Source organism: Pseudomonas sp. H3_E04 (assembly GCF_054668915.1).
On sequence record NZ_CP162797.1, the window covers coordinates 2,892,936 to 2,907,705 of the forward strand.

Sequence of the window (14,770 nt, forward strand, 5' to 3'; positions counted from 1 at the left end):
GCTCCTACAGAGGGTTTTGTGTTGGGCTCAATGGCTGAGCAGGTCCACCAGGGCCTGCGCGCCTTTCTGCAGGGGCTGACTCTTGAGCCACACCGCGTGCACCGGCAGCACCAGGCCATTTTCGATGTTGCGAAAATTCAGCCGTTTCAAGCGCCCGGCCTGCAGCCACGGCTGCACCACCGACAGCGGAAAATTGCCCCAACCCAGTCCCGCTTCAACCATCTCCATCGCTGTCTGGAGGTTGTCCGTGCGCCAGTACGACTCAGCCACCAACGGCCGTGTCTCGCTGATCGGCAAGTCGCGGCTGGCGACGATGATCTGCCGCACCTGCACCAGATCTTCGAGAAACACATCCCGCCCCTGCAACAACGGACTGTCCGCCGCCAGCGTCGCGATCATCCGTTCGCTGCCGACAAACTGAAACCGTTCCAGCGCATTCACACTCAAACCGGCGAACGCCAGGCAGACGTTGACCCGGCCAGCGTGCAACATCGCCAGCACATCATCCTGTGGCGCGGTCAGCACTTCGATGTCGAGCAACGGATACCGCTCGGCAATCACCTTGATCGCTGCGAGCAAGCGGCGTCGATCAAGGTCCGCAACCACGCCGACCGACAATCTGCTTTCCAGCCCCAGCGACAACTCCACCGCGTGCACTTGCAGCTGCTTGAGCTGCTCGGCGATCAGACGCGCGTGCGGCACCAGCGACTGCGCCATCGCCGTGGGTTGCGGCTCGCGGTGGCTGCGGTCGAACAATGGGTAACCGAGTTCCGCTTCAAGATTGGCGATGCCCATGCTCACCGCCGACGGTACCTTGCCCAATTGCCGCGCGGCGGCGGAAAACGAGCCGCGCTCGATGACTGCAAGAAACAACTCGATGCTGTCGCTGCTGAAATTCAAATTCCCCACCTATCAACAAAACTGAAAGCTGCCGACTTTTTCTGTCAGGGCTATTGAAGCTATCTTTCGTCGCCTTCGCCAGCCCTGCTGGCCATCTCCAAGCAAGAAAGAGGCAAATCTGCATGCAAGGCGTGAAACGCAAACTGGTCTACGTGTCGCTTTACGAGGTGATCGGCATGACCTTCTCGGCGCTCGGTCTAGCCTTGCTGTCGGGCACATCGCCGGGCAGCACCGGGCCGCTGGCGGTGATCATCACCAGCATCGCGGTGACCTGGAATTTCATCTACACCTCGTTGTTCGAACGCTGGGAAAGCCGCCAGGTCTCGCGCACCCGCACGGTGAAACGGCGCATCGCCCATGCGGTCGGCTTTCAACTGACGCTGATCGTGTTTCTGATTCCGCTGATCGCTTGGTGGATGAACATCAGTCTGGTGCAGGCATTCCTGCTGGATCTGGCGCTGATCATTTTCATCCCGTGCTACACGTTCGTGTTCAACTGGCTGTTCGACCGGATCTTCGGCCTGCCGAGCTCGGCGCTGCCCGATTCTGCCGCTGCGGCATAAATCACCAATTGGTAAGAAAATATTGCGAGAAATCAGCGGTTCAACCGGGTAAACCGTTGACATTCACAATCCGCAAACACCGATAGCAGGCTAAGCTTTTCCATCAATAAAAAATGGATCAGCTTATGACTGCTCACGCTCCTGCCGCCGTGCCCGGTGATGGCATCGACCCGGTACGTGCCGCCGAAATTTCCGCCCGCATCGATCGGCTGCCCGCCGTCGCCACCATCTGGCGTCTGGTGGCGCTGCTGTCGATTGGTGGTTTTTTCGAACTCTACGATCTGTTCCAGACCGCCTACATCAGCCCCGGGCTGATTCGCGACGGCCTGTTCGCCACTGGCAATCAGGGGGTGTTCGGTTTCTCCGATCAGGCGGCGTTTGCCTCGGCGACCTTCCTCGGCCTGTTCCTCGGCGCCAGTCTGCTCAGTCCGTTGGCGGATCGTTTCGGCCGCCGGGCGATCTTCACCTTCGCGCTGATCTGGTACACGGTGGCGACAGTGCTGATGGGGATTCAGACCTCGGCGCTGGGCATCATCGGCATGCGCTTTCTGGTCGGCATCGGCCTCGGTATCGAGCTGGTGACCATCGACGCTTACCTCTCGGAACTGGTGCCCAAGCGCATGCGCAGCTCGGCGTTTGCCTTCGCATTTTTCGTGCAGTTCCTCTCGGTGCCGGCGGTGGCCTTGATGTCGTGGTGGCTGGTGCCGCAAGCGCCATTCGGGGTGTCAGGCTGGCGTTGGGTGGTGTTGGCCAGCGCAGTGTTTGCGCTGTTCATCTGGTGGCTGCGCAAGCGCTTGCCGGAATCGCCGCGCTGGCTGGCGCAACACGGTCGCTTCGATGAAGCCAAGCGCATTCTCGATGACCTCGAAGCGCGCTGCGCCAAGGACCACGGCAAAGCGCTCGATACGCCGGAACCGGTGCCGGTCGATGTCGAAGGCAAGGGCCGTTTCGCCGATATCTGGCAGCCGCCCTACCGCCGCCGCGCGTTGATGCTTATCGTCTTCCACATCTTTCAGGCGATCGGTTTCTTCGGCTTCGGCAACTGGTTGCCGGCGCTGCTTTCGGGCCAAGGCGTGAGCGTCACCCACAGTTTGATGTACGCCTTCATCATCACCCTCGCCTACCCGCTCGGGCCATTGCTGTTCGTGAAGTTCGCCAACCGTTTCGAAAACAAATGGCAGATCGTCGGCTCGGCCCTCGGCGCGATGACCTTCGGCACCCTGTTCGCCCTGCAGACCAGCGCGTTCGGGCTGATTTTCTGCGGCGTGATGATCACCTTCTGCAACGCCTGGCTGAGCTTCAGTTATCACTCCTATCAGAGCGAACTATTCCCGACCAACATCCGTGCTCGCGCGGTCGGATTCTGCTATTCGTTCAGTCGCTTGTCGACGGTGTTCAGCAGTCTGCTGATCGGCATGTTTCTGGACAATTTCGGCACGCCGGGAGTGTTGGCATTCATCGTCAGCAGCATGTTGATCGTGATGCTGACCATCGGCTGGTTTGGCCCGCGAACGCGTAATCTGGCGCTGGAAAATATTGCGCATCGCTGAAAGACCAACACATGAATCAACTGTGGGAGCGAGCCTGCTCGCGAAGGCGTCGTGTCAGAAAGGCATGTACTGGCTGACATAACGCTTTCGCGAGCAGGCTCGCTCCCACATTGGTTATTGGTGACGTTGAAACATTTCAGTTCAATTGCAGGGTTTCATTGAACTGACTGATCGCATCCACCACATGCCGCGAGCCCTGCTGAATCTCAAGGATCACCTCGCCGGCCTCGTTTGCCAGTTCCACGCCCAGCCCGGTGCGGCTCAGGCTCGATTGCATGCTCGATACCGCGCTCAGCGACAGATCGTGGTTCTTGCGCACCACATCAACAATTTCCACCGTCGCCTGACTGGTCCGCGCGGCGAGGCTACGCACCTCATCGGCAACCACCGCAAAACCGCGTCCATGCTCACCGGCCCGCGCCGCTTCGATGGCGGCATTGAGCGCCAGCAAATTAGTCTGATCGGCAATGCCGCGAATGGTCTGGACGATGCTGCCGATGATGTCCGACTGTTTGCTGACCGCATCGATGCTCACCGCCGCTTCGTTCAGATCGCGGGAAATGTCCTGGATGATCTGCACGGTCTGCTGCACGACCTGTGAGCCTTTTTGCGCGCAGGCGTCGTTTTGTACCGAGGTGCTGTGGGCCGATTCCGCAGCGTTTTGCAGGGTGGTCATCTGCCGGGTAATGTCGCTGGCGAACTTGACCACCTTGTACAAGCGGCCCTTGGCGTCGAACAGCGGGTTGTACGAAGCCTCCAGATAAACCATCTGCCCGGACTTGTTCTTGCGCTCGAAACGGTGCGAGTGATATTCGCCGCGATTGAGCGAAGCCCAGAACGCCTTGTATTGCGCGGATTCAGCTTCGGCACGGTGACAGAACAGGCTATGGTGCTGGCCGACAATTTCATTGTGCGAGTACTGCATGGTCTGCAGAAAGTTGTCGTTGGCGCTGATGACATTGCCTTCGGGGGTGAACTCGATCACCGCCATGGAACGGCCGATCGCCGCGAGCATGGCTTCTTCTTCATGTTCTTTGTTGATGCGCGCGGTGATGTCCGCCGCCACTTTGATAACACTTCTGACCTGCTTGTCGGGCCCGAACACCGGCATGTAACTGGCTTCGAGCCAGATCTCGCGGCCGCTCTTGTTCAGGCGCAGAAAAGTGCCGCTGAGCGGTTCACCACGGGCCAGGTCGCGCCACAACTTCGCGTAGTCCTCGCTGCGATAAAAGCTTTCTTCACAGAAGATCCGATGGTGTTTGCCGCGCACTTCTTCGGCGCTGTAGCCCATGGTCTTGCAGAAGTTCTCGTTGGCGTCGAGAACGATGCCTTCCGGGGTGAATTCGATCATGGCCATCGAGCGGCTGATCGCTTCGATTTTCGCGTTGGCCTCGGTCAGCGCACAGCTGAAACGCTCGATTTCCCGCAGGTCAGCCTTGTGATGTAGGTTGAACATGGTTGTATCACCTTCCGCGCGTTCTTTTGATTTGATGAAAGTTCAGGTCTTGCAAGATCCATCACTACGTTCCACAGAACAGGCACACGCCTTCCTCCACAGGAGGAAGTTGTCAGGTGATAAATGATGATCAATCGGAGGGTTCGTGCAGCGACGCTCTGATCAAGACATCCTTTTCTTGATAGCCCGCATGCGGGCCAGCCCTAACGCGTAGAAGAACTTCCATTTAGACGACGCTCCTTGTTGGTTCAGTGTCGGTGCCTTGAATGGCGCACTCTGGCAGCATGAATCACGGACCAACCTGTGCCGTCCAGGTTTTGGCATGACGGTCGACATGGTTAGTTACCTGCAAGCATAGCCAGTCCGACGCCGGACGCAAGGCCACTAGTCGGCCAGTATCTGGCAGTTTTTGCACAAGAAACGGTTCAGCGCGGGAAACAGTGTGGTGAAAACGGACGTTTTCGCCAGCGAAGCGGAAGCCCGCGAACCGGGCTCCCGAAGGGTTTGATCAATGGCCGAAAATGTCGACTTTCCTGGCTTTCTTCTCTGCGCGTTTTTCAATCGCGGTCTTGGCCGGTTTCTTCTTCGCGGCTTTCTTTGAATCCATACCTTTGGACATGATCAGTACTCCACTCACAGGGATGTGAGATCAGGTATACACCTATCCCGAGCCGCGCGTTCTTTTATAATCGGCGCTTTTCGAACCGACAGTCCGAACCATGTCCGAGATCCATTACAGCCAGCTCGACGAATCGTTGTGGCCGCTGATGAACAAGTTCTACCGCAGCCACCAGTCGTCGATGAAAGCCGTGCGCGAGGCGCAGCTGTGGGTCGCAAGGCGCAGCGAGATTGTCGCGGCGCTGTGCCTGCGTCCAGTAGCGGGCGGGCATTGGCTGACGGGGTTGTTTGTTGATCCGCAATGTCGTGAGCAGGGAGTCGCTGCGCAGTTGATTGCGACGGCGGTTGCTCAGGTGGACGCGCCGGTGTGGCTGTTCTGCCATCCGGATCTGCGCGGGTTCTATGAGCGGCGCGGCTTCAGCTTCGACCCGCTGCTGCCACAGGCGATGGCCGAGCGGTTGAGCCGGTATGCGCGCAGCAAGCCGATGATTGCGATGGGGCTCAATCCCGCAGATTTACGCTGAAACCCTGTGGGAGCGAGCCTGCTCGCGAATGCGGTGTGTCAGCGCCGAATTTGGTTCTGATACTCCGCGTTCGCGAGCAGGCTCGCTCCCACAGGGGTTGATGGTGTTCTGACAATCAGTCGTCCGCGTTGGGATCAAGGTCCGGGAACAGCACTTCGGTAAAGCCGAATTTGCTGAAATCGGTAATCCGCGACGGATACAGCCGACCGATCAGGTGATCGCATTCATGCTGCACCACTCGCGCATGAAACCCTGAGGCCACGCGTACGATCGGCTCGCCCTTGGGATCAAAGCCTTCATAGCGAATCTGCTGATAGCGATCCACCGCGCCGCGCAGGCCCGGCACCGACAGACAGCCTTCGAAACCCTCTTCCATCAGCGGATTCAACGGCGTGATCAGCGGATTGATCAGAATCGTCTGCGGCACTGCTTCAGCGTCCGGGTAGCGCTCGCTGTGCTCGAAGCCGAAGATCACCAGTTGCAGGTCGACGCCGATCTGCGGCGCCGCGAGGCCAACGCCGCCGACGCTTTCCATGGTCTGGAACATGTCGTCGATCAGTTGCCAGAGCTCGGCGCTGTTGAACATTTCCGGGGGTACCGGCGCGGCGATGCGCAGCAGGCGCTCATCACCCATTTTCAGAATTTCACGAATCATGGTCGGGCTTCGTCAGTGTCCGGCTTGAGCGAATGATCGCGGCCCAGGCCCGAGACGTGTTGTTTGGGGGATTCGTCGGGCTCGCCAGGGGCTTTTTCGCCCTTTTCCTTGCCTTCGGCGGACATGTGCTCGATCACCGCATTCATTTCCGCGCCGAGCAACAGCACTGCGGAGGAAATGTAGAAATACAGCAAGAGCACGATGATCGCCCCGATGCTGCCATACATCGCGTTGTAGTTGGCGAAGGTTTTCACGTAGAAGGCAAACCCCAACGAGGCAAGGATCCACACCACTACGGCCAGCACCGAACCTGGGGTGATGAAACGGAATTCCTGTTTGACGTCGGGCATCACGTAATAGATCAGCGCCACCGCGACCATCATCAGAATCACGATCACCGGCCAGCGGGCAATCGTCCACACCGTGACGATGAAATATTCCAGCCCCACTTGTGCGGCAATCCAGCCCATCACCTGCGGCCCGAGCACCATCAGCGCAGCGGCGATCAGCAGCATGCCAGCGATGCCGACGGTATAGACGATCGACAGGGGAAAACGCTTCCAGACCGGCCGGCCTTCGACCACGTCGTAAGCGGCGTTCATTGCGCTCATCATCAGGCGCACGCCGGCGGACGCGGTGTACAGGGCGATGACGATACCGATGGAAAGCAGGCCACCCTTGGATTGCTGCAACTGGTCGATCACCGGGTTGACCTGCTCCAGCGCTTGCGGCGGCAGGACCAGTTCAGATTGCAGACGAAGCCAGGAGAAAAAGTCCGGCAGATGCAGGAAACCGATCAGGGCGATGAGGAAGAGAATGAACGGAAACAGCGAGAACAGCATCTGGTAGGCCAGTGCCGAGGCGTAGGTCGACATTTCGTCATCGACGAACTCAGTGACCGTGCGCACCATCACCCGGTGCAGGGGCAGACCTTTCATGTCCGGAAATATCATTCGCGTCTCCTTGCGCCGCAAAAGGTTGAAGTCGTGGCGACTCAGGGGCCGTTTTTTACCTCAAGGTAGCCTACTTGGCGATCCTTTGGCGGATGACCGCAGGGTTCTGGTACAAAAACGGCCATCCTTGGATGGCCGCTCGTGTGATTCGTTCAAGGCTCGCTTACGCCTTGTCGACGCCTTTTTTCACAGCGTCCTTGGCGTTGCCGACCGCTTGCTGGGCTTCGCCTTTTTTCTCTTGAACTTTGCCTTCAGCGCGCATCTTGTCGTTGTCAGTAGCTTTGCCGACACCTTGTTTGATATTGCCGACGGCTTCGTTGGCCATGCCTTTTACTTTATCGCCTGTGCTACTCATGGTGTTTCTCCGTGAAGCATAAAGGGAAGAAAAGTCATTACGTAACGATTGACCGGTGCGCTTTGCGCCAAGTTTCATTTATTTTTGCCGGCTTTTCGTCGTGACACGCAGGTTGCGCTTTATGTTTGCCAGCGTTGCCCGGAGAATGCTCAGCCTACGGGCGTCGCGCCCGGCACACCGATTCGCAGGAATGTCATGAAGCTCAATAAAACCCAGGCCATCGCCCGTCGCAACCAGGAACTGGGCGGCGCCGTGCTCGGCACCAACAACTGCCACTTCGCCGAACTGAACCGTAACCGCAACATCTGGTGGTTCGACCTGCCGGTGTCGCGTCTGGCCATCGGTCAGTACGAGTGGATTCACCTGCTGCTGCACACCCCGGCCACCGATGAGTTGCTGCACCTGAAAGTGCCAACGGTGTTCCTGCGCGAAAAGCTCGAAGGCCTGGTGATTCGCAACGAAGGCAAACGCAAGGCGGCGCTGAGCCTGGAATTGAGTGCGGACAAGGATTCGTATCTGCAGGACATGCGACCGGCCGGAACCAATGTGAATTTTGCGCCGTTTCGTCAGTAACAGCTTCGCGTGCAAGCCCGCTCCCACACTCAACCGCGTTCGTCAGTGGAATACGGTCAAATGTGGGAGCGGGCTTGCCCGCGAAGACGGCATCACAGGCAACGCACATCTACAGTCTGCACCAACAAAAAGCCCCGCATCTGCGGGGCTTTTTATTTACGCGGCAGACTTGGCCTTGATCTTCTTCAGCTCTTCATCCCGCAATTCGCGGCGCAGGATCTTGCCGACGTTGGTGGTCGGCAGCGCATCGCGGAATTCCACCGAACGCGGCACCTTGTAGCCGGTGACGTTGGCACGCATGTGGTCCATGACCTGCTCTTTGGTCAGGGTCACACCCGGTTTGGCGACGATGAAAATCTTGATTGCCTCACCGGATTTTTCGTCCGGAACGCCGATCGCCGCGCACTGCAACACGCCCGGCAAAGTCGCCAGCACGTCTTCCAGTTCGTTCGGATAGACGTTGAAGCCGGACACCAGAATCATGTCCTTCTTGCGATCAACGATGCGCATGTAGCCGTCCGGCTGGATCAGCGCGATGTCACCGGTTTTCAGCCAGCCGTCACTGTCGAGCATTTCATCGGTGGCTTCCTGACGCTGCCAGTAGCCTTTCATCACTTGCGGGCCCTTGACGCACAGCTCGCCGATTTCGCCCAGCGGCTGCTCGACACCGGCATCGTCGATGACTTTGCACAGGGTCGACGGCACCGGAATGCCGATGGTGCCGATCTGGATGTGCTGGATCGGGTTGACCGTGGCCACCGGGCTGGTTTCGGTCATGCCGTAGCCTTCGCAGATGGCGCAACCGGTCACGGCTTTCCAGCGCTCGGCCGCCGCCAGTTGCAGGGCCATGCCGCCGGACAGGGTGACTTTCAGTGCGGAGAAATCCAGCTTGCGGAAACCTTCGTTGTTGCACAGCGCCACGAACAGCGTGTTCAGACCGACGAAACCGCTGAACTTCCACTTCGACAGTTCCTTGACCATCGCCGGAAGATCGCGCGGGTTGCTGATCAGGATGTTGTGGTTGCCGATCAGCATCATCGCCATGCAATGAAAGGTGAACGCATAGATGTGATACAGCGGCAGCGGCGTGATCAGGATCTCGCAGCCTTCGTTGAGGTTGGAGCCCATCAGCGCCTTGCATTGCAGCATGTTGGCGACCAGGTTGCGGTGCGTGAGCATCGCGCCCTTGGCCACGCCGGTGGTGCCGCCGGTGTATTGCAGCACCGCGACGTCGCCGCTGTGCGGGTTGGCTTCGGCCACTGGCTGGCCGTGGCCCTTGCTCAGGACGTCGTTGAACTTGATGGCCTTGGGCAAGTGATAGGCCGGAACCATTTTCTTCACGTACTTGATGACGCTGTTGATCAGCAGGCGCTTGATCGGTGGCAGCAGGTCGGCGACTTCGGTGACGATGACGTGCTTGACCCCGGTCTTCGGCACCACGGCTTCGGCCAGGTGCGCCATGTTCGCCAGGCACACCAGCGCTTTGGCGCCAGAGTCGTTGAATTGATGTTCCATTTCCCGCGCGGTGTACAGCGGGTTGGTGTTGACCACGATCAGCCCGGCGCGAATGGCACCGAAGACCGCGACCGGGTATTGCAGGACGTTGGGCAGTTGCACGGCGATTCGATCACCGGGCTGCAAGTCGGTATGCTGTTGCAGGTACGCGGCAAAGGCACCGGACAGCTCGTACAGTTCACCGTAGGTGATTGTCTTGCCCAGGTTGCTGAAAGCCGGTTTGTTGGCGAAGCGTTGGCAGGATTGCTTCAACACTGCCTGAATGTTCGGATACTCGTCTGGATTGATCTCGGCTGCGATTCCAGCCGGGTACTTATCCTTCCAAAAGTCTTCGATCATGGAAGCCCACTCCTCAGCAACGCGAATTCTTCACCGCATTTGATGCGATTATTATTGGTGTGTGTTTTGTATTGGTGAATCCGGCGTTTTACAGGCCGAGAAGTCACAAAGCGCGCCGAGAGTAGCAGCTTTGCCAAGGGTCGACCAGAGCCAAACGTGGGCCCTACAGTCATATTTATGACTCAAGACTTACCAGCGGTCATTTTAGAGCAAAAATCCTATAAGTCCCTGCAACCCCCGAATTCAGCGGGCACAAAAGATTCGCGAGCAGGCTCGCTCCCACGGAAAACATCTATACCTGTGGGAGCGAGCCTGCTCGCGAATGTCACAAACGCTGCGGTTCAGGCCTAGGCGATATCCCGCAACTCGCGCCGCAGAATTTTCCCTACAGGCGTCATCGGCAACGACTCACGCAGCACGATGTGTTTCGGCACCTTGTAGGCGGTGAAATTCTCTTTGCAGTAAGCCTTCAGCTCTTCCAGGCTGACGCCGGTTTCCCGCGCCACGACAAACAGCTTCACCGCCTCCCCCGAGCGCTCGTCCGGCACACCGATCACCGCGCAGTTGGCGACTTTCGGGTGGGCCATGACCACGTCTTCGATTTCGTTGGGGTATACGTTGAAGCCGGAGACGATGATCATGTCCTTCTTGCGATCAACGATGCGGACAAAACCGTCCGGGTCGATCACGGCGATGTCGCCGGACTTGAACCAGCCTTCGGCATCCAGCACTTCGGCGGTGGCCTCGGGTTTGTTCCAGTAGCCCTTCATGATCTGCGGGCCCTTGATGCACAGCTCGCCGCGCTCGCCCAGTGGCTGTTCGACGCCGTCATCGTTGATGATTTTCACCAGCGTGCCCGGCACCGGCAGGCCGACAGTGCCCAGGCGCGACTGATCGCCGTAGGGGTTGGTGCAGGCCACTGGCGAGGTTTCGGTCAGGCCGTAGCCTTCGGTGATACGGCAACCGGTCATCTGCTCCCAGCGCTCGGCGGTGGCCTTGACCAGTGCAGTGCCGCCGGAGTTGGTCAGCTTCAGGCTGGAGAAATCCAGGGTCTTGAAGTCGGGATGATCCATCAGCGCAACGAACAAGGTGTTCAAACCCAGCAGCGCCGAGAAACGCCAGTTCTTCAGTTCCTTGATGAAGCCGGCGATGTCGCGTGGATTGGAGATCAGTACGTTGTGGTTGCCCGACACCATCATGCACATGCAATTCGCGGTGAAGGCATAGATGTGGTACAGCGGCAGCGGTGCAATCATCACTTCCTGGCCTTCGCGCAACAGCGGCTGGCCATCCGGGCCGAGCTGAGCCAGACAGGCGCGCACCTGCTGCATGTTCGCCACCAGATTGCCGTGGGTGAGCATCGCGCCCTTGGCCAGGCCGGTGGTGCCGCCGGTGTATTGCAGCACGGCGATGTCATCGAGGCCGACGTTCAGCGGCTTGATGCCCAGACCACGCCCCATGCGCAGCGCGCTTTTGAACGAGGTCGCTTGCGGCAGCGAATACTCGGGCACCAGTTTCTTCACTTTGCTGACCACGGTGTTGACCAGCCAGCCTTTGGCGGTGGGCATCAGGTCGCCCATCTTCGCTTCGATCAGGTATTGGATATCGGTGTCGGGCAGCACTTCCTGGACTTTCTGCCCGAACAGATTCAGGTAGACCAGCGCGCGTGCGCCGGAATCCTTGAACTGGTGGCGCATTTCCCGTGGCGTGTACAACGGATTGGTATTAACCACGATCAGCCCGGCGCGCAGGGCGCCGAACACGGCAATCGGATAATGCAGAACGTTGGGCATCTGCACCGCAATGCGATCCCCCGGCACCAGATCGGTATGGGCCTGCAGGTAACCGGCGAATGCCGCGCTCTGACGCTCGAGTTCGGCGTAGGTCAGGCTGATGCCCATGCTGCTGAACGCCGGGCGGTCAGCGAATTTCTTGCAGGAACGCTCAAACACTTCGATGACCGACTTGAACTCGCCCATGTCGATGTCCAGCGGTACGCCGGCCGGGCGTTTGTCATTCCAGAAATCAGGTTGCATTGTTCTTGTCCTCTTTACCTGAGCCGATCCGGGAGCCGCTTCTGTCGTTTCTGCTTCGTCCATTGAAGGCAAAAAGCACAAAGCGGAGCTTCACGGACACTAGCAGCTATGGCCATTGAGGCAAATATGACGCAAGCCCTCATTGATCGCGTGAATCTTCCTGCCGTGGCGTAGGCTGATCAGACGCGCTATACACTGTGGCGATGCTGAGCAAAGGAATCGCCATGACCCACGACACCTTCTGGCTGGACGCGAGTGACCGCAGCCGCCTGTACGTCAACCGCTGGCTGCCGGCCACGCCATTGAAAGCGGTGATTCTTCTCGCTCATGGCATGGCCGAACACAGCGCTCGCTACGCCCGCCTCGCTGACACGTTTTGCGACAAAGACTATGGCGTCTACGCCCCGGATCTGCGCGGCCATGGCCGCACCGCTGACAACGGCACCCTTGGCCATTTCGCCGACGACGATGGCTGGTGCAAGGTCGTTGGCGATCTGGCCAGCCTCAACCAGCACATCGGCCAGCAGCATCCCGGCGTGCCGATCATCCTGCTCGGCCACAGCATGGGCAGCTACATCGCCCAGGCCTATCTGCTGCACCACAGCGCCAGCCTGCACGGGGCGATTCTCAGCGGTTCGAATTACCAGCCAGTGGCCCTCTATCGCGCCGCGCGGCAGATTGCCCGGCTGGAAAAACTGCGCCAGGGCGGCAAGGGCCGCAGCGCGTTGATCGAGTGGCTGTCGTTCGGCTCGTTCAACAATAAATTCAAACCGGTGCGCACCCGTTTCGACTGGCTAAGCCGCGATCCGGCCGAGGTCGACAAGTACGCCGGCGACCCGCTGTGCGGCTTTCGCTGCACCAATCAGCTGTGGATCGACCTGCTCGGCGGCTTGCAGCAAATCAGCAAAGCGTCCAATCTCGCGCAGATCGATCCGGGCCTGCCGCTGCTGGTGATCGGCGGCGAATGTGATCCGGTGAGCGAGGGCAAGCGTCTGACAGATCTGGCCAATGCCTTGCGCAGGGCCGGCAGCCAGCATCTGCAACTGAAGATCTACCCGCAGGCCCGGCACGAATTGTTCAATGAAAGCAATCGCGACGAAGTGACCGCTGATGTGCTCGCCTGGATCGATCAGGCCCTGAGCCACCGGCGCCCGCAGCGCAGCGAATAATTTTTTGTGGATTCACTGAATCCGTCACAGGAATCAAAACCGATGACCCAGGTAACCAACATCCCTTACGAAGCCCTCGAAGTCGGCCAGACCGCCAGCTACAGCAAGACTGTCGAAGAGCGCGACATACAGTTGTTCGCCGCGATGTCGGGCGACCACAACCCGGTGCACCTGGACGCCGAGTTTGCCGCAGCCAGCATGTTCAAGGAACGCATTGCACACGGCATGTTCAGCGGTGCGCTGATCAGCGCCGCCGTTGCCTGCGAATTGCCAGGGCCGGGCACCATTTATATCGGTCAGCAGATGAGCTTTCAGAAGCCAGTGAAGATCGGCGATACGCTGACAGTGCGTCTGGAGATTCTGGAGAAGCTGCCGAAATTCCGCGTGCGCATTGCCACTCGCGTATTCAATCAGCGTGATGAGTTGGTGGTGGATGGCGAGGCGGAAATTCTCGCGCCACGCAAACAGCAGACGGTGACGTTGCCGACATTGCCGGCGATCAGTATCGGTTGATTATCGAGGACACATAACGAATGTGGGAGCGGGCTTGCTCGCGAATGCGGTGCGTCCCGCAACGAAGATGTTGCTGACACTACCTCTTCGCGAGCAAGCCCGCTCCCACAGTTGTTTCAGTGCAGCTTAAGACTTTGCACGCGCCTGGTTACGCAGGGCTTTCACCTGGTCGTGGTTGCGTTGTACACCGTGGTACTGACGCTCAACCAGGTCACGAATACCCACAAGATTGTGCTTGCTGATTTTTTCCAGCGCTTCCTTGTAAGCCTTCAGGGCATGGTCTTCACCGCGCTCGGCTTCGTTCAGCACAGCCTCTTCGTCTTTGCCGGTGAACATGGATTTTACATCGACCCAGCGACGGTGCAGATCACCGGCAACACTGGTCGAAGTTTCCGGATCACCGCCCAGCGAACGTACCTGAGCCTGCAGCTCGGCCGCTGCGGTGGCGCAATCGGCAGAGCGCTGCACGAACAGGGTTTTCAGTTCTGGGTGCTTGATGTCTTCGGCGCAAGTCTTGAACCCTTCCTGACCGTCCTTGCAGGTTTCAATCAGGTCGTTGAGTACAGAAATGGCTTCTTTATTCATGTCGGTCATTTTTCAATTCCTTGCGATGGGTTGAAGATGCAAGGGATATTGCAGTGTGCGTGCCAGCTTCGCTTTCATAGATTAATCGTTTAAATTCAATAACTTACGAAAGATTGAACCAACTGAATGCTGGTTTTTTGCATGATCTGTCATTTGGCCTGCATGCAGAATGCCTGTATTTTCCAGACTGATCTGAAAACCAACGAAGCGCGCTGATGAATCCGGAAAAACTCGAACTGCTGATCACCCGCGAGATGCCTTTCGGCAAATACAAAGGCCGAATCATTGCCGACTTGCCTGGCCCCTATCTGAACTGGTTCGCCCGTGAAGGCTTTCCCCACGGTGAACTCGGTGGCCTGTTGGCGTTGATGCAGGAGATCGACCACAACGGCCTGTCCGACCTGCTCGAACCGCTGCGCACCAAACACGGCAAACCCGCCCCGCGCCACTGACGCGCCCTTCCCTC

15 protein-coding genes and 1 pseudogene are annotated in these 14,770 nt (G+C 58.6%); 7 read left to right on the forward strand and 9 right to left on the reverse strand.

The genetic code is table 11. The features are described 5' to 3' along the window. Positions 1–27 precede the first annotated feature (27 nt). Complete coding sequence (locus AB4N53_RS13005) at positions 28–900, reverse strand: LysR family transcriptional regulator (protein ID WP_460120926.1); 873 nt, start codon at positions 898–900, stop codon at positions 28–30. Between the two features lie 122 nt (positions 901–1,022). On the opposite strand from AB4N53_RS13005, the gene AB4N53_RS13010 reads away from it, so the two are divergent. Both AB4N53_RS13010 and AB4N53_RS13015 read left to right on the forward strand, forming a co-directional pair. Next, positions 1,023–1,463, forward strand: coding sequence for a PACE efflux transporter (locus AB4N53_RS13010; protein ID WP_336355249.1), 441 nt, complete (start codon positions 1,023–1,025; stop codon positions 1,461–1,463). Between the two features lie 125 nt (positions 1,464–1,588). Then, the gene (locus AB4N53_RS13015) at positions 1,589–3,013 is read left to right on the forward strand and encodes an MFS transporter (protein WP_460120929.1); all 1,425 of its coding nucleotides are present in this window, start codon (positions 1,589–1,591) and stop codon (positions 3,011–3,013) included. 136 nt (positions 3,014–3,149) lie between these two features. Here AB4N53_RS13015 and AB4N53_RS13020 read toward each other — a convergent pair whose 3' ends face one another. Both AB4N53_RS13020 and AB4N53_RS13025 read right to left on the reverse strand, forming a co-directional pair. Further along, on the reverse strand, positions 3,150–3,689 hold the full coding sequence (locus tag AB4N53_RS13020) for a methyl-accepting chemotaxis protein (protein ID WP_253505351.1): 540 nt from the start codon (positions 3,687–3,689) through the stop codon (positions 3,150–3,152). Between the two features lie 54 nt (positions 3,690–3,743). Further along, positions 3,744–4,469 (reverse strand): annotated as a pseudogene (locus tag AB4N53_RS13025) (PAS domain-containing protein); the annotation flags it as partial. 719 nt (positions 4,470–5,188) lie between these two features. Here AB4N53_RS13025 and AB4N53_RS13030 point away from each other — a divergent pair. Continuing rightward, complete coding sequence (locus AB4N53_RS13030; RefSeq protein ID WP_460120931.1) at positions 5,189–5,611, forward strand: GNAT family N-acetyltransferase; 423 nt, start codon at positions 5,189–5,191, stop codon at positions 5,609–5,611. Positions 5,612–5,726: 115 nt separating this feature from the next. Here AB4N53_RS13030 and def read toward each other — a convergent pair whose 3' ends face one another. From def to AB4N53_RS13045, 3 genes are all read right to left on the reverse strand, one after another. Next, positions 5,727–6,266, reverse strand: coding sequence for a peptide deformylase (gene def / locus AB4N53_RS13035; protein WP_041479189.1), 540 nt, complete (start codon positions 6,264–6,266; stop codon positions 5,727–5,729). Continuing rightward, positions 6,263–7,219: a YihY/virulence factor BrkB family protein gene (locus tag AB4N53_RS13040; protein ID WP_217862711.1), complete on the reverse strand. Its 957-nt coding sequence runs from the start codon at positions 7,217–7,219 to the stop codon at positions 6,263–6,265. The genes def and AB4N53_RS13040 overlap by 4 nt, the downstream gene beginning before the upstream one ends. A 163-nt stretch (positions 7,220–7,382) precedes the next feature. Beyond that, positions 7,383–7,574 carry a CsbD family protein gene (locus tag AB4N53_RS13045; protein WP_016775518.1) on the reverse strand — a complete coding sequence of 64 codons (192 nt, stop codon included), beginning with the start codon at positions 7,572–7,574 and terminating at the stop codon, positions 7,383–7,385. Positions 7,575–7,769: 195 nt separating this feature from the next. On the opposite strand from AB4N53_RS13045, the gene AB4N53_RS13050 reads away from it, so the two are divergent. Continuing rightward, positions 7,770–8,147 carry a hypothetical protein gene (locus AB4N53_RS13050; RefSeq protein WP_016775519.1) on the forward strand — a complete coding sequence of 126 codons (378 nt, stop codon included), beginning with the start codon at positions 7,770–7,772 and terminating at the stop codon, positions 8,145–8,147. A 156-nt stretch (positions 8,148–8,303) separates the two neighbouring features. Here the strand turns inward: AB4N53_RS13050 and fadD1 are convergent, their stop codons facing one another. After that, positions 8,304–10,001, reverse strand: coding sequence for a long-chain-fatty-acid--CoA ligase FadD1 (fadD1, locus tag AB4N53_RS13055; RefSeq protein ID WP_460120936.1), 1,698 nt, complete (start codon positions 9,999–10,001; stop codon positions 8,304–8,306). 347 nt (positions 10,002–10,348) lie between these two features. Beyond that, positions 10,349–12,037, reverse strand: coding sequence for a long-chain-fatty-acid--CoA ligase FadD2 (fadD2, locus tag AB4N53_RS13060; protein WP_460120938.1), 1,689 nt, complete (start codon positions 12,035–12,037; stop codon positions 10,349–10,351). Between the two features lie 224 nt (positions 12,038–12,261). Here fadD2 and AB4N53_RS13065 point away from each other — a divergent pair, with 224 nt between their 5' ends. Together AB4N53_RS13065 and AB4N53_RS13070 are read left to right on the forward strand one after the other, a co-directional pair. Beyond that, positions 12,262–13,206, forward strand: a complete 945-nt coding sequence (locus AB4N53_RS13065) for an alpha/beta hydrolase (RefSeq protein WP_460120941.1) — start codon at positions 12,262–12,264, stop codon at positions 13,204–13,206. A 42-nt stretch (positions 13,207–13,248) separates the two neighbouring features. Then, positions 13,249–13,719 carry a MaoC family dehydratase gene (locus AB4N53_RS13070; protein WP_003227420.1) on the forward strand — a complete coding sequence of 157 codons (471 nt, stop codon included), beginning with the start codon at positions 13,249–13,251 and terminating at the stop codon, positions 13,717–13,719. Between the two features lie 126 nt (positions 13,720–13,845). Here AB4N53_RS13070 and AB4N53_RS13075 read toward each other — a convergent pair whose 3' ends face one another. After that, positions 13,846–14,313 (reverse strand): ferritin-like domain-containing protein, encoded by a 468-nt coding sequence (locus tag AB4N53_RS13075; protein WP_460120944.1) that lies wholly within the window; start codon positions 14,311–14,313, stop codon positions 13,846–13,848. 206 nt (positions 14,314–14,519) lie between these two features. Here AB4N53_RS13075 and AB4N53_RS13080 point away from each other — a divergent pair, with 206 nt between their 5' ends. Further along, on the forward strand, positions 14,520–14,756 hold the full coding sequence (locus AB4N53_RS13080; protein ID WP_460120946.1) for a DUF3820 family protein: 237 nt from the start codon (positions 14,520–14,522) through the stop codon (positions 14,754–14,756). The last annotated feature ends 14 nt before the right edge of the window (positions 14,757–14,770 follow it).